This window comes from Stenotrophomonas sp. RG-453 (assembly GCF_033843685.1).
In the GTDB taxonomy this organism is placed as follows: Bacteria; Pseudomonadota; Gammaproteobacteria; order Xanthomonadales; family Xanthomonadaceae; genus Stenotrophomonas; species Stenotrophomonas bentonitica_A.
On the sequence record NZ_JAMYED010000004.1, the window covers coordinates 225,913 to 244,831 of the forward strand.

At 68.1% G+C, this 18,919-nt stretch carries 9 protein-coding genes; 3 read left to right on the forward strand and 6 right to left on the reverse strand.

The features are described 5' to 3' along the window. Positions 1–179 precede the first annotated feature (179 nt). The 3 genes from NJD74_RS09345 (at position 180) to lpdA (ending at position 5,835) form a co-directional block, all read left to right on the forward strand. Positions 180–3,011: a 2-oxoglutarate dehydrogenase E1 component gene (locus tag NJD74_RS09345; RefSeq protein WP_070425484.1), complete on the forward strand. Its 2,832-nt coding sequence runs from the start codon at positions 180–182 to the stop codon at positions 3,009–3,011. A 43-nt stretch (positions 3,012–3,054) separates the two neighbouring features. Beyond that, a complete protein-coding gene (gene sucB, locus NJD74_RS09350; RefSeq protein WP_070425485.1) occupies positions 3,055–4,263 on the forward strand; it encodes a dihydrolipoyllysine-residue succinyltransferase in 1,209 nt (402 codons plus the stop codon). Positions 4,264–4,398: 135 nt separating this feature from the next. Then, positions 4,399–5,835 (forward strand): dihydrolipoyl dehydrogenase, encoded by a 1,437-nt coding sequence (gene lpdA / locus NJD74_RS09355; protein ID WP_019185930.1) that lies wholly within the window; start codon positions 4,399–4,401, stop codon positions 5,833–5,835. A 179-nt stretch (positions 5,836–6,014) separates the two neighbouring features. On the opposite strand, the gene NJD74_RS09360 is transcribed toward lpdA, so the two are convergent. The 6 genes from NJD74_RS09360 to NJD74_RS09385 all read right to left on the reverse strand — a co-directional run bounded on the left by NJD74_RS09360 (position 6,015) and on the right by NJD74_RS09385 (position 18,863). Further along, complete coding sequence (locus tag NJD74_RS09360) at positions 6,015–6,230, reverse strand: hypothetical protein (RefSeq protein WP_102787997.1); 216 nt, start codon at positions 6,228–6,230, stop codon at positions 6,015–6,017. Positions 6,231–6,392: 162 nt separating this feature from the next. Beyond that, the gene (locus NJD74_RS09365) at positions 6,393–12,041 is read right to left on the reverse strand and encodes an autotransporter domain-containing protein (RefSeq protein ID WP_319624046.1); all 5,649 of its coding nucleotides are present in this window, start codon (positions 12,039–12,041) and stop codon (positions 6,393–6,395) included. Positions 12,042–12,272: 231 nt separating this feature from the next. Beyond that, complete coding sequence (locus NJD74_RS09370) at positions 12,273–13,697, reverse strand: replicative DNA helicase (RefSeq protein WP_019185928.1); 1,425 nt, start codon at positions 13,695–13,697, stop codon at positions 12,273–12,275. Positions 13,698–13,911: 214 nt separating this feature from the next. Further along, positions 13,912–14,472, reverse strand: coding sequence for an NADPH-dependent FMN reductase (locus NJD74_RS09375; protein ID WP_319624047.1), 561 nt, complete (start codon positions 14,470–14,472; stop codon positions 13,912–13,914). A 164-nt stretch (positions 14,473–14,636) separates the two neighbouring features. Further along, positions 14,637–16,580 carry an asparagine synthase (glutamine-hydrolyzing) gene (gene asnB / locus NJD74_RS09380; RefSeq protein ID WP_070470303.1) on the reverse strand — a complete coding sequence of 648 codons (1,944 nt, stop codon included), beginning with the start codon at positions 16,578–16,580 and terminating at the stop codon, positions 14,637–14,639. Between the two features lie 3 nt (positions 16,581–16,583). Further along, entirely contained in the window at positions 16,584–18,863 is a 2,280-nt protein-coding gene (locus tag NJD74_RS09385; protein ID WP_319624048.1) for a thiamine pyrophosphate-dependent enzyme, read from the reverse strand. Between the last annotated feature and the right edge of the window lie 56 nt (positions 18,864–18,919).

Below are 18,919 nucleotides of genomic sequence, written 5' to 3' on the forward strand. Positions count from 1 at the left end.
CGCGCGGCCCCGAACCTGTCTGGGAATGACACCGCGGTTCCCGCACTGGACCGTACGGTGCCCCTTCCTGTCGCGTTGGGGGTACAATTTGGGGCGTTAGATACCGCCCGCGCAGGCTATTCACTTTTCCCTGCCGGATCATCGAAGCCTTACCCCACAAGCGAATCCGACTCTCCATCGTGGACAATCAACTGAAGCAGTTTGCGCAATCTTCGCAGCTCGCCGGCGGCAACGCCTCCTATATCGAGGATCTGTACGAGCAGTACCTCGTTTCTCCGGACAGTGTCGATCCCAAATGGAAGACCTACTTCGACGGCTTCCAGGGCCGCGAAGCCGGTGATATTCCGCATTCGGCCGTCATCGCCCACATTGCCGACGCCGCCAAAAACGCCATCAAGAGCGGCACCGCCGATGGTGCCGGCGACGAGCGCGAGCGCAATGTCGGCCGCCTGATCACCGCTTACCGGTCGCGTGGCCACCTCGGTGCCCGCCTGGATCCGCTGAGCCTGACCGCGCCGACCAATCCGCCGGACCTGGGCCTGCCGTTCCACAGCCTGTCGGAAAGCGACCTGGGCAGTGAGTTCAGCACCGGCGGCGTCGCCGGCCAGCCGCGCATGAAACTGCGTGACCTGCTGGAGCGCCTGAAGAAGACCTACACCGGCTCGATCGGTGCGGAATTCATGCACATCTCCGAGGTCGAGCAGCGCCAGTGGCTGTACCAGCGCCTGGAAATGGCCGGTGGCAACTACAACCTGGACGCAGACACCCAGCGCCGTACCCTGGAGCGCCTGACGGCTGCCGAGGGTCTGGAGCGCTACCTGCACACCAAGTACGTGGGCCAGAAGCGCTTCTCGCTGGAAGGCGGCGATTCGCTGATCCCGATGATGGACACCATCATCCGTGACGCCGGCAAGGATGGCGTCAAGGACGTGGTGATCGGCATGGCCCACCGCGGCCGCCTGAACGTGCTGGTCAACACCCTCGGCAAGAGCCCGCGCAAGCTGTTCGACGAGTTCGAAGGCAAGTTCGAGCACGACGACCACGCCTCCGCCGGCGATGTGAAGTACCACATGGGCTTCTCGGCCGACGTCGCCACCGCCGGCGGCGCGGTCCACCTGGCGCTGGCGTTCAACCCGTCGCACCTGGAAATCGCCGATCCGGTCGTGGCCGGCAGCGTCCGTTCGCGCCAGGAACGCCGTGGCGATACCGCCCGCAAGCAGGTGATGCCGATCCTGATCCACGGTGATGCGGCCTTCGCCGGTCAGGGCGTGGTGATGGAGCTGTTCCAGATGTCCCAGGCCCGCGGCTTCGCCGTTGGTGGCACGGTGCACATCGTGGTCAACAACCAGGTCGGCTTCACCACCTCCAATCCGGAAGATTCGCGCTCCACGCTGTACTGCACGGACGTGGCCAAGATGATCGCCGCGCCCGTGCTGCACGTGAACGGCGACGATCCCGAAGCGGTCGTGTTCGCCGCCAAGCTGGCCTTCGAGTTCCGCCAGAAGTTCAGCAAGGACGTGGTCATCGACCTGATGTGCTACCGCCGCTGGGGCCACAACGAAGCCGATGAACCGGCGATCACCCAGCCGCTGATGTACCAGGTCATCCGCAAGCACCAGACCACCCGCGAGCTGTACGCCGCGACGCTGGAAGCCGCCGGCGTGATCGAAGCCGGTGGCGGCAAGGCCCTGGTCGATGCGTACCGCAACAAGCTCGATGCCGGCGAAGTCACCACCGAGCTGGCCCAGGTCGAGAAGACGCCGGCCACCAGCAAGATGTACGTGGACTGGCCCAAGCTGCTCAACGGCAAGCTGTCCGACGCCGTCTCCACCGCCGTGGGCATGGAGAAGGTCAAGCAGCTGGCGCAGATGATCAACACCGTGCCCGAAGGCGTGGAACTGCACTCGCGCGTGGCCAAGGTCTATGACGACCGCCGCAAGATGGCCGCAGGCGAGATCCCGGGCGACTGGGGCTTCGCCGAGAACCTGGCCTACGCCACCATCCTCGACGAAGGCAACAACCTGCGCCTGGTCGGCCAGGACGTCGGCCGCGGTACGTTCACGCACCGCCACGCGATCCTGCACGACCAGAAGACCGACAACTACTACCTGCCGCTGCGCCAGCTGGTCGAGTCGCCGGAACAGGCCACCATCATCGATTCGCTGCTCAGCGAAGAAGCCGTGATGGCCTATGAGTACGGCTTCTCCACCACCGATCCGAACACCCTGTGCATCTGGGAAGGCCAGTTCGGCGACTTCGCCAACGGCGCCCAGGTCGTGATCGATCAGTTCATCGCCGCCGGCGAAGCCAAGTGGGGCCGCATCACCGGCCTGACCCTGCTGCTGCCGCACGGTTATGAAGGCCAGGGCCCGGAGCACAGCTCCGCCCGCCTGGAGCGTTTCCTGCAGCTGTGCGCGCTGGAGAACATGCTGGTGTGCGTGCCGTCGACCCCGGCGCAGGCGTACCACATGCTGCGTCGCCAGATGCGCATGACCACCCGCAAGCCGCTGATCGTGATGTCGCCCAAGTCGCTGCTGCGCCACAAGCTGGCCGTGTCGACCCTGGACGAACTGGCCAACGGCGAGTTCCAGCACCTGATCGGCGATGCCAACGCAGACGCCAGGAAGGTCAAGCGCGTGGTGCTGTGCTCGGGCAAGGTCTACTACGACCTGCTGGAAGACCAGACCAAGCGTGGCCAGGACGATGTCGCCATCATCCGCGTGGAGCAGCTGTATCCGTTCCCGCGCGTGGCACTGGCAGCAGAGCTGAAGAAGTACGGCAAGGCGGCCGATGTGGTGTGGTGTCAGGAAGAACCGCAGAACCAGGGTGCCTGGTACCAGATCCGTCACCACCTGCAGGCGTGCCTGGCCGATGGCCAGAGCATCCATTACGCAGGTCGCGCCCGTTCGGCATCGCCGGCCGCTGGACACATGGCTGACCACATCATCGAGCAGCAGAAGCTGATCGCCGATGCCCTGGTCAACCCGTTCAACGACTCGGTCGCTGAATAACTCTCCCCCTCATTCTAGAAAAGACAAACCAGGAAGCTCCCGCATGGCCACCGAAGTCAAAGCCCCGGTACTGCCCGAATCCGTCGCCGACGGCACCATCGCCACCTGGCACAAGAAGGTCGGCGATGCCGTCAAGCGCGATGAAAACCTGCTTGATCTGGAAACCGACAAGGTCGTCCTGGAAGTGCCGTCGCCGGTCGATGGCGTGCTGAAGGAGATCAAGTTCGAGGTGGGCGCCACCGTGACCTCCAGCCAGGTCGTGGCCATCATCGAAGAAGGTGCGACCGCTGCTGCTGCGCCGGCCGAAGAGAAGAAGGCCGACGCCCCGGCCGCTGCTCCGGCACCGGCCGCTGCCGCTCCGGCCGCTGCCGCAGCGCCGGCCCCGGCCACCAAGTCCGCTGCCGATTCGCTGCCCCCGGGTGCCCGCTTCACCGCCATCACCGAAGGCGTGAACCCGGCCGACGTGGACGGCACCGGCCGCCGCGGCGCGGTGACCAAGGAAGACATCGTCAACTTCGCCCGCAACGGCGGCGCCGGCAAGTCCGGTGGCGCACGTCCGGAAGAACGCGTGCCGATGACCCGCATCCGCAAGCGCATCGCCGAGCGCCTGATGCAGTCCAAGAACGGCACCGCGATGCTGACCACCTTCAACGAGGTCGACCTGTCCAAGGTCTCGGCCGCGCGCAAGGATCTGCAGGACGAGTTCGTCAAGGCGCACGGCATCAAGCTGGGCTTCATGAGCTTCTTCGTGAAGGCCGCCGCCAACGCACTGCAGCGCTTCCCGCTGGTCAATGCCTCGATCGATGGTGACGACATCATCTATCACGGCTACTCGGACATCTCGATCGCCGTGTCGACCGAGAAGGGTCTGGTGACCCCGGTGCTGCGCAACGTCGAGCGCATGTCCTTCGCCGATATCGAAAAGACCATCGCCGACTACGCCAAGAAGGCCCGTGACGGCAAGCTGAGCCTGGAAGAACTGCAGGGCGGCACCTTCACCGTGACCAACGGCGGCACCTTCGGTTCGCTGCTGTCGACCCCGATCATCAACCCGCCGCAGAGCGCCATCCTGGGCATGCACGCCATCAAGGAGCGTCCGATCGCGCAGAACGGCCAGGTCGTGATCGCGCCGATGATGTACCTGGCGCTGTCCTACGATCACCGCATCATCGACGGCAAGGACTCGGTCCAGTTCCTGGTGGACATCAAGAACCAGCTGGAAAACCCGGGCCGCATGCTGTTCGGCCTGTAAGACCTCCCACCCCTCCGCGCCCGCGCGGAGGGGTTCTGGTTTTACGGCACTGCACCGCACTGCCCTGCTCTCTCCCCCGGCGCCTGCGCGCCACCGGCTTCAAGCGAAGCTCGGGAATGCAACAAGGAACTATCAATGGCTGAACAATTCGACGTCGTCGTCATCGGTGCCGGTCCGGCCGGCTACCATGCCGCCATCCGCGCCGCGCAGCTGGGTCTGAAGACCGCCTGCATCGACGCTGCGCTGGGCAAGGACGGCAAGCCGGCCCTGGGTGGCACCTGCCTGCGCGTGGGCTGCATCCCGTCCAAGGCGCTGCTCGATTCCTCGCGCCAGTTCTGGAACATGGGCCACATCTTTGGCGACCACGGCATCAGCTTCAAGGATGCCAAGATGGACGTCGAGGCGATGGTTGGCCGCAAGGACAAGATCGTCAAGCAGTTCACCGGCGGCATCGCCATGCTGTTCAAGGCGAACAAGGTCACCGCGTACTACGGTTTCGGTGAGCTGCAGCCGGGCAACATCGTCAAGGTCAAGCAGCACGACGGTTCGGAAGTCGAGCTGAAGGGCACCAACGTCATCATCGCCGCCGGTTCGGACTCGATCGAACTGCCGTTCGCCAAGTTCGATGGCGAAACCATCGTCGACAACGTCGGCGGCCTGGATTTCACCGAAGTGCCGGCTCGCCTGGCCGTGATCGGTGCCGGCGTGATCGGCCTGGAACTGGGCAGCGTCTGGAAGCGCCTGGGTTCGGAAGTGACCATCCTGGAAGCGCTGCCGGACTTCCTGGCCGCTGCCGATGCCGAAGTGGCCAAGACCGCCTTGAAGGAATTCAAGAAGCAGGGCCTGGACATCCGCCTGGGCGCCAAGGTCTCCAAGGCCGAGGTGACCGGCAAGGGCAAGAAGAAGGAAGTCGCCCTGACCTACGCCGATGCTGAAGGCGAAAAGAGCCTGGTCGTGGACAAGCTGCTGGTGGCCGTCGGCCGTCGCGCCGCCACCAAGGGCCTGCTGGCCGAAGGCACCGGCGTCAAGATCAACGAGCGTGGCCAGATCGAAGTGGACGCACACTGCCACACCGGCGTCGATGGCGTCTGGGCGGTCGGTGACTGCGTGCGCGGCCCGATGCTGGCGCACAAGGGCTTCGAGGAAGGCATCGCCGTGGCCGAGCTGATCGCGGGCCTGCCGGGCCACGTCAACTTCGACACCATCCCGTGGGTGATCTACACCGAGCCGGAGCTGGCCTGGGTCGGCAAGACCGAGCAGCAGCTCAAGGACGAAGGCATCCCGTACAAGGCCGGCAGCTTCCCGTTCGCCGCCAACGGCCGTGCCGTGGCGATGATCGAGCCGTCGGGCTTCGTGAAGGTCCTGGCACACGCCGAGACCGACCGCATCCTGGGCATGCACCTGGTCGGCGCGAACGTCTCCGAGCTGGTGCACGAAGGCGTGCTGACCATGGAGTTCAGCGGTTCGGCCGACGACCTGGCGCGCATCTGCCACGCCCACCCGTCGCTGTCGGAAGTGGTGCATGACGCCGCCATGGCCGTGAGCAAGCGCGCGATCCACAAGGCCAACTGAGCCAGCGTTGGTGGCGTAACGAAAAACCCCGCTTCGGCGGGGTTTTTTGTGGGCGAGAGGTAGTGCCGGCCGCTGGCCGGCTCCTCGCCATGGGTAGTGCCGGCCGCTGGCCCGCTCCTCGTCAACCCGACAGCAAGAGCCGCCGGCCAGCGGCCGGCACTGCCCGATCCCGTTCCTGTTCAGGCCGTTGCGACGCGCCCGCCACCCAGCAGCCGCGCCGGAAGCATCAACAGCGCACGCAGGAAGGCAAACAGCGCCGAGAACGTGATGCCGACCAGGCGGAACGGCAGGCTGACCAGCCACACCAACGGCCACGCCACCAGGGCCAGGAGCGCCAGCGGCCAGCACAGCACGAACAGCAGGCACCACACGCCCAGCGCGAACAGGGTCTTCATCGTCGGTCTCCTTCGACTCGGGGCAACGTCGCCCACCGGGCCACGTTGCCCCGCGCCGGGGAACGCGACAAGCGCGCTGCGACGAACCACTCCCCAGCGCGGATGAAGCTGCCGCTGCGGCGATGAAACCGGCGTGCCGACCGTGGCCGGCGCGCCGCCCACTCACGGTACCGGCGGTGACTCCACCGCGCCGCCCTGCCCGCCCGAGGTCAGGCGCAGGCCGATGCTGCTGGCACGATCCGCGCCGCGCGCCTGTTCATGGCCAAGCAGCAACGACAGGCTCCAGCCACGCTGGATCGCCAGATCCACGCCGGCCTGCAGCGACAACACATCATCGTTGTAGCTGCGGAGTGCTACCTGGTAGTCCTGCGGCCGTGACCACGTCGCGTAGTTCAGCGAAGCCATCCCGCGGTCCTGCAGCGCGCGCCGGTACTCGATGCTCCAGAACGGACGCAACCGGCTCTCGGCCGATACCTTCGCACTGCCCTCCACCCCGATGGCCAGCGCGCGGTTTTCCACGGTCTGGCGGCCATAGGCGAGATCCAGCACGCCCAGGCCGTGCTCGCGGTAGGCATCCAGGGTGGTACGGCTGGCATCCCAGCGGGCGTACCCGGTCAGTCGGGTTGCCGCCAGCATCTGCTCGTAGCCCAGGCCTAGCGAACCGAACCACTGCGTGCCATCGCGCCGCGCCTGCGCCTGCGCATCGGCATCGGTGCTCCAGCGCTGCAGATCGAACTGCAGGTTGCCGGTGGCGATCATCGCGTCCACGTACAGGTGCGCGTTGCCACGCCACAGTCCGTACAGCGCCAGCGAGCGCTGGTCGGCGCGCAGGCGGGTGCGATCGTCGTCCTGGTCGCTGTCGCTGCGGCCCACGCTGCCGGCCACGCCGAGCAGCGTGCGTTCGCCGAGACGGCGGTCCACACCGACGCTCAGCCCGTCGCTGCGCAGGTCATAGCGGCCACCTGCGGTGGCCCCGCCGCGGCCGTAGCTCGCGGTACCCGCGGCCCAGGTTCCCCAGCCGGCCGGCAACCACGCCGCGCCGGTACCGAGTGCGCTGCCCAGCGGCAGCGATGCGGCGTTGGGGCCGCCACCGCCACTGGACACCGACAACGTGTTGCTGGCGGGGTTGCCGCCGTCGCGTACCTGGCGCAGGCGATCACGGATGTTGCCCTGCTGTGCGGCGGCAAAGCGCACGCTCGCATCCACCTGCGCCTGCAGCAGTCCGGTGACCCCCGGGTCGCGAGTCGGGTCAGGGCGCACATTGACCACCAGCCGCAGTTCCACGCGGGCGGCGGCGTAACCACCACTGGCGGCCTGCTGTGCGGTGATCACGGCGCTGCCTTCAGCGTGTACCTGGACTGTGCGGCCGTCGATGCTGGCCACCGCCGGCGCACTGCTGTGGAAGGTGAACGCACCGGGGCTGACACTGGTCGGCAGCGGCAGCTCGAAGCTGCCCTGCTCCAGCAGACGCGACATGTCTGCCGGCCAGGCCAGCTCCGGCACCGCGGCGGCGATGTCCACGTCCAGGCGCTGCTGTGCCGCGACCTGGTGGTTGGCGTCGCCGGCCTGGTCGGCGGTCAGGCTGCACCGCCCGGACGCCAGCATGACCACGCGCGGGCCGTCCACGCTGCACACCGCCGGGGTGGTGCTGGCGAAGATGATCGGCTGCCCCGAGGCGCCGCCCTGGGCGCTCAACAGGAAGCTGCCTCCCGCGCTGAACACCGGGGCGCCGGGATCGGCGACGAAGGCGCTGATGGCCTGCGCGGCCTGCGCGACCACAAAGCGGTAGCCGAGCGCGGCGGTAAAGCCATGCGCATCGCGGACCTCGACCTGCACCTCGAACGTGCCGGCCTGGATGGCGGTGCCCTCAAGCAGCCCATCAGCGGTCAACCGCACGCCCGGCGGCAGCGCGCCGGACAGCAGCCGGAACGCATACGGGGCGACGCCGCCACGCACTGGCAGGCGCGTGCTCACTGCCTGCCCCAGGGCGATCTCCGGCGGTGCAGTGTCGCCGGGGATGATCTGCGGCGCGTCCACCACCAGCACCATGCTGCGGCGGGCCTGGAACGGGCCGTCGCCGGTGCTGCTGTCGGTAACCTCCACATCGACCGCAAAGCGGCCGGCAACCACCGGCGTGCCGATCAGTTGCCCGCCCGGCGTCAGCGCCGTCCCGGCCGGCAATGCGCCCCCCACCAGCGCATAGCGGTAGGGCGCACTGCCTCCGCGGCTGAGCAGCTGCAGCGTGTAGGGGCTGCCGGCGGTGGCCGCGTCGGGCACGATGTCATCGATCGCTACACTCGGCGCGGCCACGGTGATCGTCACGGTCGCCGGTGCGGAGGTGCTGAAGGCATCGCTGGCGGTGTAGTCCACGCTGTCGGCGCCGGCATAACCGGCGTGCGGGGTGTAGCGCAGCGTGGTGCCCTGCACCTCCAGCGTGCCATGCTGCGGCGCGCGGACAACGTCGATGCGGGTGACGGCACCCTGCAGCGTCAACGGCAGCACGATGCCCGCTGCGCCGTAGGCGATGCCGATGCGGCTGTCCGCCGCGCCCAGGACCGGCAACGGAGTGACCGCCGCCGAAGGCGCCGAGGCCGCGCCTTGGCCGTGTTCGCTGCGTGCGACCACGATGAAACGATACGCGGTGCCGTTGGCCAGCCCGGTCACGGCAATCGGCGAGCCGCTGCCGGTAGCGCTGATGCCGCCCGGTTGCGCGCTCACGGTGTAGTCGAGGATCGCGCCGCTGCCGGCGCGGGCCGGCGCAATGAAATGCACCAGCACTTGGCCATCGGCGGCCACGCCACGCACATCGGCCGGCGCGCCCGGCAGCTCGACGCCGACCAGCACCGCCACCGTGCTGCCGACACCGTGCAATGCCGTCGCCGCGTCGGTGCCTTGTGCATTGCGCAGGCTGCCTGCAGCGGCCTGCAGCGCCTCCACGGCGATCCCATCCTCATCGAGGTCATCGGCCTGCACGGTGTAGCCAAAGCGCAGCACGGTGCCCTGCGCATCGGCCGCCTGCGCGAGCAGCACGGCCTCGCGCTGCTGTGCGCCGATACGCAACTGAAGTACCGGTGGCACGCCGACCTGCAGCGGCTGGTCGAAGCCGACCTGGAACGCCAGCGTCTGCCCCGCCAGATAGCGGCCCGCTGCAGGCGGAGTCACCCGCAGCACGCGCGGCGCATCGAGCACGGTGAGCGCGTCCGATGGCGCCGAGGCCGCGCCGCTTCCCACGCGGTTGATGGCGGTAACGGTAAAGCGCTGCGCGACGCCGGCAGGCAGGCCACCGATGCGCAGCGGGCTGCCCGCGCCGCGCACGCTCTGCCCGCCTGGCAGCGCCTGCACGAGGTAGCCGGTGATCGGGCTGCCACCGTCGAACGCGGGGGCCACGAAACGGATCTCGGCAGTCTGGCTGGACGCCAGCACGACCTGCACGATCGCTGGCGCACCCGGTGCAACCGCCCGCACTTCGAAGCGATGCGAGACGCGTACGGCGGCACGGGTGGCGGCATCGCCGGGCTGGTCGGCATCGATGCCGCAGGTGCCGGCCGCCAGCAGGGTCAGCGTGCCGTCGGGGCCCACGCTGCACACCGCCGGTGTGGTGGCCGTCCACTGCACCGGCAACTGGCTGCTGGCGGTGGCGGCCAGCCGCGGCGACGTGCCGAGGTCCTGCGGGCCCGGATCGGCGAACTGGATCTGCTGGTCGGCCATCGGGACCACCGGTGCCGACAGCGCCGAGGCCGCGCCCGTGCCGGCCGCGTTGCGCGCGGCGACGGTGAAGCGGTACGCCGTGCCGTTGCGCAGGTTGGTCAGCACCGCCGGCGATTGTGCCACCGGTACCTGCAGGCCACCGGGCTGCACGGTGACGATGTAATCCAACACCGTGCCGCCGCCGTTCTGCTGCGGCGGATCGAAGGTCACCGTCGCCGTACCGTCGTCCGCACGGACGGCGGTGATGGTCGGCGCATCAGGCGCCACGGCCCCCACAGTGATACCACCGGTGGAACCGACGCCGGCCAGGACCAGCACCGCATCGACGCCGTCGGCGTTGCGCAACCTGCCCCCGTTCAATCCGAGCGATTCGATCGCGATCCCGTCCAGATCCCGCTGCCCGGGCAGTATGGTGTAACGGAAATCAAGCGTGGTGCCGCCCGAGCCGGCGTCGTACTGCGCCGCCACGCGCTCGCTGCCGATCACCAGCATCAGCTGCGGCGTACCCGTCACCTGCACCGGCTGGTCGAAGACAAGCTGGAAGTCGAGCGACTGGCCGGCAACATAGCGACCCGCGGCCGGTACCTGCACCGCGCTGATCCGCGGCACGGTCGGCAGGGTGACCGGGTTGGAGGCCACCGACATCGTCCCGGGACCGCTGGCCGTGCGTGCGCGCACATGGAACGTGTAACGTCCCCCTGCCTGCAGGCGCTCCACCCGTATCGGGCTGGCGGCACCGGAAACCACCGATGCACCTGGCAGGGTGATCACTTCGTAGGCCGTGATCGCGCTGCCGCCATCACTGCCAGGCGGGTCGAAGAATACGTCCACGCTGGTGGCGCCCGCGCGTTCGGCGCGCAACATGGTGGGTGCCGACGCGGTGCCGGGCACCACCATGAAACTGCGCGCCACCGGCGTGGCTGCGGTGATGCCGGCCGTGCCGGGCTGCTCGGCGAGCACGGTACAGGTGCCGGTGCTGAGCAGGCGGACGCTGGCAGGCGCTTCGGCCTGGCACACCAACGGCGTCTGGCTGCTGTACTGCACCGGCAGCCCGCTGCTGGCGGTGGCGGTGAGCGACAACAGGGTGCCGACCGGCTGTGGGGCCGGCAACGGGAAGGTGATGGCCTGGCTGGCCTGGGGGGTGACCGTGTTGCTCGGGTCCGAGTCGACACTCACCTCGGTGCCGTTGTCGGCACGCACGCGGAACTGTACCGGCACGCCATTGGCCAGCCCGGTGACGGGGATCGGCGAGGCGCTGCCGGTGGCCTGCGCGCCGCCGCTGGAGATCACGACGTAGTGCGCGATCGGCGCCCCGCCGTTGCGGGCCGGCGCCTGGAAGCTGATGCTGGCTTCGCCGTCTGCGGCGGAGGCGACCACCCGGGTCGGCGCGTCCGGTACACCCGCCGCGACGCTGCCCGCGTAACCCGAACTGGCGCTGGCCCTGGTCGCATCGGTCACGGTGATGGTGGCACTGAAGCCACCGGCCTGTTCGGGCACCCCGTGCACGCGGCCATCGGGCTCCAGCACCAGGCCGGCAGGCAGTTGCCCTGCCGTGATCGTGAAGGCGTAGGGCGCGGTGCCGCCGCGAACCCCCAGGGTCTGGTCGACGTTGCGGCCCACGGTCATCACTGGCGGCGTGGTGGCGTCCAGCGTGAGCGGCGCGGCCGAGGCGTTCTCACAGCGTACGACCGCGTTCATGAGGTAGCCGCCGCGGGTACTCACGGAAAGGTACAGGCCGTTGGCCACCAGGTATCCGGCCGGCGTACTGCCCGTATGAGGGCCTGGCGTCCCGGTGAAACTGCGGTAGTCGTATGCCACCGAGGAAAAGTTCGCCGCACGCAGGATGACGCTGTCCGACTGGGCCAGGTTGATACGGGGGTCCAGCCCGCTGTCGAGGAAGGTGACGGAGACGATGTCACCCGGGAGGAATTTCGTGGGCTGCTGACTGGTCGTCATCGTGACGCCACCGCTCAACGCGTTGACCGCCGCACACCCCGGTGATTCGGCCATGGCCATGCCGCTGCCCAGCACCAGCTGCAGCACACCGGCGCCCATCCAGATGGCGGCCCGCGCCAGCCTGCCCTTCCCTGCCCCTGACAGCATCCGCACTTCCCCTTGCCCGTCCGTTCAGCGCGCGCCGCCGTGGTCCGGTCGGCAACGCCGTCGCTGTGGTGATCGTCGAGATGGGGAAACGCACACGGCCGCACACCGCGTGGCGGTGGCGACATGGCTGGATTCCCCTGGTACCGGGTGCGGTAACGGCCCGGCGCAGGGGATCTTTAGCGGTTTGTGGGCGCCATCACGGTGCAGGCCAATGCGCGATGCCCCGGCCGCTTACTCGAACGAACCCACCGAATCGTGCGACAGATTGTCGAAGCGGGTGTATTCACCGAAGAACTTGAGCTTGCACGAGCCGGTCGGGCCGCCTCGGTGCTTGCCGATGATGATCTCGGCCAGGCCCTTGTCCGGGGAGTTTTCCTTGTTGTAGTAATCGTCGCGGTAGATGAAGACGATCATGTCCGCATCCTGCTCGATAGCGCCGGATTCGCGAAGATCGGCCATCACCGGGCGCTTGTCGGTACGCGTTTCCAGCGAGCGGTTGAGCTGGGACAGGGCGATCACCGGCACGTTGAGCTCCTTGGCCAGGCCCTTCAACGAACGCGAGATTTCCGAGATTTCGGTCGCGCGGTTTTCGCTGTTGCCCGGCACGCTCATCAGCTGCAGGTAGTCGATCACGATCAGGCCCAGGTCGTGCTCGCGCTTGAGGCGGCGGCACTTGGAGCGCAGGATTTCCGGCGACACGCCCGGCGTATCGTCGATGAAGATCTTGGTTTCCTTCAGCATCCGGATCGCGCCGGTGACGCGGCTCCAGTCCTCGTCTTCCAGTTGGCCGGTACGCAGGCGCTGGGCGTTGATGCGGCCATTGGAGGAAATCAGGCGCATCGCCAGCTGCGAGGCCGACATTTCCATCGAGAACACCGCCACGCCTTTCTTGGATTTGATCGCGGCGTACTCGGCGATGTTCAGCGCGAAGGTGGTCTTGCCCATGGCCGGACGCGCGGCCAGGATGATCAGGTCGGTCGGCTGCAGGCCGGCGGTCATCGCGTCGAAGTCGGCATACCCGGTCGGCAGGCCGGTGATGTTGCCGCCGTTTTCGAAGCGGATGCGCAGCTCTTCGAAGGCATCCTTCAGCGCGCCGGGCATCGCCACGAAATCGGTGCGGCCGCGCGCGCCCTGCTCGGCGATCGCGAACACGGATTTTTCCGCGGCCGAGAGCAGCTCGCTGCTCTCGCGCCCTTCAGGCTGGAAGCCATCGTTGACGATGTCGGTGCCGACCTGGATCAGCTGGCGCAGCACCGCCTTGTCGCGCACGATCTCCGCATAGGCGGCGATGTTGGCGGCCGACGGCGTGGTGCTGGCCAGTTCGATCAAGTAGGCGCCATCGCCGACCAGCTCCATCTTGCCCTGCGATTCGAACCACTCGCCCAGGGTCACCGCATCGAACGGGCGGTCGCGCTCGGACAGCTCGCGGATCGCGCGGTAGATCATCTGGTGATCGCGGCGGTAGAAGTCGGTTTCGGTCAGCTGGTCGTTGACCCGGTCATAGCTTTCCGGGGCCAGCATCAGCCCGCCCAGCACCGCCTGCTCGGCCTCGATCGAATGCGGCGGCACGCGCAGGGCGTCGATGCGCATCTCATCGCGATCAAAGCGGTCACCGCGGTCTTTGCGGTCGGAACGGAAACCAGAACGGGCGGACATGGGGGGCGTACTTCCTGCAGTGTGAGGCGTGGGACATGGTAGGCACGCGGGGAGCCCCGCAGCCATGCACAAACCTGTGGATAAGCAGTGGATGAGCTGGGGATACCGGCGCCTGCCGGAACGATCGGCCGGGGCCGTCGCAGTGCATGCGACGGACGCCATTGCGACGCCCGTCCACGCCATTATCGCAGAAGCGCTACCCTCCCGCAGTGGATCAGTGCGTGCCGCCGTGGGTGCCGACCCAGGCGATGAACCTGTCCACGAAGCCCTGCAGGAAGTCCTTGGTGCCCTCGTTGCTGATCGTGCCCTGCTCGTCGATCAGCCCTTCCTTGAAGTGCAGGAAGGCCTCGGGCTGGCCCAGCACCGGCATGTCCAGGTAGGCCAGGATGTTGCGCAGGTGCTGCTGGGCCAGGGCGGTGCCGATCACGCCGATCGAGGCACCGATCACCGCCGCCGGCTTGCCGGCGAAGGCACTGTCGCCATACGGGCGAGAGGCGAGGTCGATGGCGTTCTTGAGCACGCCCGGCACCGAGCGGTTGTATTCGGGGGTGACGAACAGCACCGCATCGGCGTCACGGATCTGCTGTTTGAGGCGGACGCCCTGGCTGGGGTAGTCCTTGTCGAAATCCTGGTTGTACAGCGGCAGGTCGCCGATCTCCGCGTAGGAGAACGCCGCCTTGCCGGCGGCCAGCTTCTCCAGCGCGCGCGCCAACGCCTGATTGTGCGAGCCCTTGCGCAGACTACCGACGAGTACGGCGATCTTGTATTCGGCCATCACGTTTGCTCCGTTGGGGGGGAAAGGTCCAGCCTAGGCGGACCTACCTTCGGCAACGGTGAAGGCGACGTCAGCCACGCATGGCGCGGCGCTACGGCCGACACCACATACGGTAGCCACCCCATGGGTGGCTGCCTTCCGTGTCCGGACCCGCACGCGTAGCGCTATGCGCGCGTCACGTCCGCGCGTGCGTTGCGCCAATGCGCCTGCCAGGCCTGGAACATCAGCACGTTCCACAGGTGCGTGTGCCATTTGCGCTCGCCCTGCTTGAACTGCTGCCACAGCGGGGCGACTGCCTCGACATTGAACACGCCCTCCTCGGCCAGCCGCGCCGGATCCAGCAGTTCATCGGCCCAGCCGCGCAGGTCGCCCTTGAGCCACGCGCTGACCGGGGCACCAAAGCCACGTTTGGGGCGGTGCACCATGTCCTGCGGCACGTAGCGGCCCAGCACGCGCTTGAGCAGGTACTTGCTCACGCCATCGCGCTGCTTCATCGCCATCGGCAGCGACCAGGCAAACTCGGCCACGCGCCAGTCCAGCAGCGGTGCACGGGCTTCCAGGCTGACCGCCATGCTGGTGCGGTCCACTTTGCACAGCAGGTCATCGGGCAGGTAGGTGCTGAAATCAGCCAGCATCATCGCGTCGGCCGGCGAGCCAGCACCGTGCAGCGGATCGGCCAGGTCGTAGAAGCTGCCGGCCGCCTGCGCGCCACGTACCGCAGCGACCGGGTCGCGCCAGCGGGAAATCCGGTTGCGGTAGACATCGCCGATGCCGCGCGCGCCCGACTCGGCCAGCAGCGCGGCCAGCCCACCGGTGCGCGAGGCCTCGCCCTGCGTGTGTGAATGGCTGGCCATCCAGCGCCGCAGCGGCGCCGGCACCTTGCCCAGCAGCCGCCAGTTGCGCATCGCCCGCTGGTAGCGGGTGTAACCGAAGAACAGTTCATCGCCGCCGTCACCGGACAGCGCCACCGTCACGCCCTGCCGCGCCAGCCTGGCGACCAGCGCCGTGGGCACCTGCGAGGCATCGGCGAAGGGTTCATCGAACATCGCCGGCAGGCTGGGCACCACGGCCAACGCATCGGCGCCGCTGACATACAGCTCGGTGTGATCGCAGCCCAGGTGCTGGGCCAGCGATTTGGCCAGCGGCGCCTCGTCATGGTCCGAACCGGTAAAGCCGATGCTGAAACTGTGCACCGGCTGGCTCGATTGCGCCTGCATCAACGCCGCCACCACCGACGAATCGGTACCGCCGGAGAGGAACACGCCGACCGGCACATCGGCCACCATGCGCAGCGCCACCGCGTCGCGCAGCACCGCATCCAGGCGTTCTTCGGCCTCGGCATCGTTGCCCGTGAACGGGGCGGCCAGCGCCTGCTGCATGCGCTCGCGCGCATTCCAGAACGGCTGCTGCAGCTGATCCGGACGGTGCGCGGCAGCGCCGGCGGCGACCGCCTCGGCATCCAGCCGCAGCACGCGGCCGGGCATCAGCTTGAAGCAGCGCTCGTGGATGCAGTGCGGCGCGGGAATGTAATCCAGCCGCAGCAGCAGCGTCAGCGCATCGCGGTCGACCTCGTTGTCGAAGGCCGGGTGCTGCCACAGGGCCTTGAGCTCGGAGCCGAACACCAGCGTCTCACCGGCCCAGCCGTAGTACAGCGGCTTCTTGCCGACCCGGTCGCGGGCCAGCCACAGACAGCGCTCGGCGCGGTCCCACAGCGCGATGGCGAACATGCCGTTGCTGCGCTGCAGGGTTTCCTCGAAGCCCCACTGGGTGATCGCGGCGAGCAGCACTTCGGTATCCGAATGGCCGCGGAAGGCATGCCCCAGCGCTTCCAGCTCGGCGCGCAGCTCGGCGAAGTTGTAGACCTCGCCGTTGTAGGCCAGCACGTAGCGGCCATCGACCGAGGTCATCGGCTGATGGCCCAGCGGCGACAGGTCCAGGATGCTCAGCCGGCGGTGCGCCAGCGCGATGCCGGCCGAGGCATCGGCCCATACCCCGCTGTCATCCGGGCCACGGTGCACCAATGCGTCGCCCATGCGCCGCGCCTGTTCTTCCAGTGCTGCCTGCTCCCTTGCCGGAGCGGGCAGCAGCATGCCTGCCAATCCACACATGTATCAATGGTCCTGCGCCAGCGCGAGGGCGGCGTTCAATACCGCATTGTCGCTTGGAAGCACGCACAATGCTGCCCCCGCCAGTGGCGTGTAGGTATCGGCCCCGCACACCCGCTGGATCGGCAGGTGCCCCAGCCCGGCCTCGACCAGGGCGGTGATCACGCCCTCCCCCACCCCGGCGCTGTGCCGGCCCTCATCGACCACCAGCACGCGCTGGGCATCGGCGGCCTGGCCGCTGATGAACCCGGCGTTGAGCGGCACCAGCCAGCGCAGGTCGACCACCCGCACCTGCCAGCCCAGCTGCTGCTCGATCGCCCGCGCCGCACGCAGGCTCATCGGCACGCCGTTGCCATAGGTGAAGATGACCAGGTCACTGGCCTCCGGCGCGTAGACCCGGCCCTCGCCGAGCACCAGTGCCTGGTCCGGTGCCGGATACGGGAACAGCCATTGGCCATCGCCCGGCGCGTGCAGGTCCTTGCTCATGTACAGCGCGATCGGCTCGAGGAACACCGCGACCCGGCCATCGACCGTCGCCAGCGCGGCCAAGGTGCGCAGCATCATCGCCGCATCGTCGCCGCGCGAGGGACAGCCGACCACCAGGCCGGGGATGTCGCGCAGCGCGGCGATCGAGTTGTCGTTGTGGAAATGCCCGCCGAAGCCCTTCTGGTAGCCCAGCCCCGCGATCCGCACCAGCATCGGGTTGCGGTACTGGTCATTGGAGAAGAACTGCAGCGAGCACGCCTCGCCCCGCAGTTGGTCGGCCGCGTTGTGGAGATAGGCCAGGTACTGGATCTCGGGAATCGGCAGCATGCCCAGGTTGGCCAGGCCCTGCGCCATGCCCAGGATCATGGTTTCGTCCAGCAGGGTGTTGAACACCCGGCGCGGGCCGAACGCCTTGAGCAGGCCCTTGCTGACCGTATACACCCCGCCCTTCTGCGCGACGTCCTCACCGAACAGCAGCGTGGCCGGGTACTTGGCCATCAGATCGTGCAGGGCCTGGTTGATCTGGATCGCCAGGTGGCGCGGCGGTTGTGTTTCGGGCAGCTGCGCCGCACCGCCAAACGCAGCGACGCGCGCCTCATGGCCGGCCATTCGCGTGGCTTCGGCATGCACCGCCGCGGGCGAATACGGCGCCAATGGCGCGATGACCTCGGCCAGCGCCGACAACTTCGGGCGTCGATCCGCTTCGGCGGCGGCGGCGAAACAGCGCACGCGCACGCGCTCGTACAGATCGAGCACCTGCCCGGCCGTCATCCAGCCGGACGCCATCGCGATCGCCGCCGAGCGCAGCAGCGGATCGCTGGCCTCGGCCGCGCACAGCTCCGGCAACGGCCGCCACTCGATTTCGAAATCCGTACCGGCGTGGCCCATCAAACGCGTGGTGCGCAGGTGCAGGAAGGTCGGGCGCCGCGTCTGCCGGCAATGGGCCAGCGCGCGCTCCACCTGCGCATGCCCCTCGACCAGATCCAGACCGTCAGCGAAGAAGTAATCCAGGCCCGGGCGGTGCGCGAAGCTCTGCGCGATCCAGCCATCCGGGGTCTTCACCGAAATGCCGATGCCGTTGTCCTCGCAGACGAACAGGATCGGCGCTGGCAGCCGCTGGTAGGCCGCCCACGCCGCCGTGTTGAACGCGGTCTGCGCGGTGGCGTGGTTGGCCGAGGCATCGCCGAAGGAGCAGATCACCACGCTGTCGCCGGGAATCGGCAGCGTGTGACCGATGCGTCGCCCGCTTTCGATGGCCAGCGCCGTGCCCAGGGCCTTGGGCAGGTGCGAGGCGATGGTGGAGGTCTGCGGCAACACCCACAGTGGTTTGCTGCCCCACACCTTGTGGCGCCCACCGCTGGCCGGGTCGTCCCGGCTGGCCGCGAACGAGAGCGCCGCGTCCATCACCAGGTCCATGCCCGGCAGCTTGCGGAAGCGCTCGGCCATGAAACCGCCGGAGCGGTAATGCAGGAACGCCGGATCGGTATGCCGCGCCAACCGTGCCACCAGCGCATTGCCCTCATGGCCGGACGAACCGATCGTATAGAAGACCTTGTTCTGCACGCGCAGTACACGCGCCATGAGGTCCAGGTGGCGGCTGATCAGCTGTGATTCGAACAGTTCGGCAAAGCCCTGCGCATCCAGGGTGCTGCCGGGCAGGATCGGCGCGTCGGGTGCCGGCGTCGGCGCGGGATCGCCGCGCCACTGCTGCACGAAATCAATGAAGTTGGCGTCGCAGATTTCGGCCCGGTTGAGGCCCTTCATGCGCGCGGGAATCGGATCGGGAACCACGGCAAACATGCATCAGCCTCCGTGACGTGTTGCGTAGGCGGACAACCGGATGGGGCGGCCTGCCC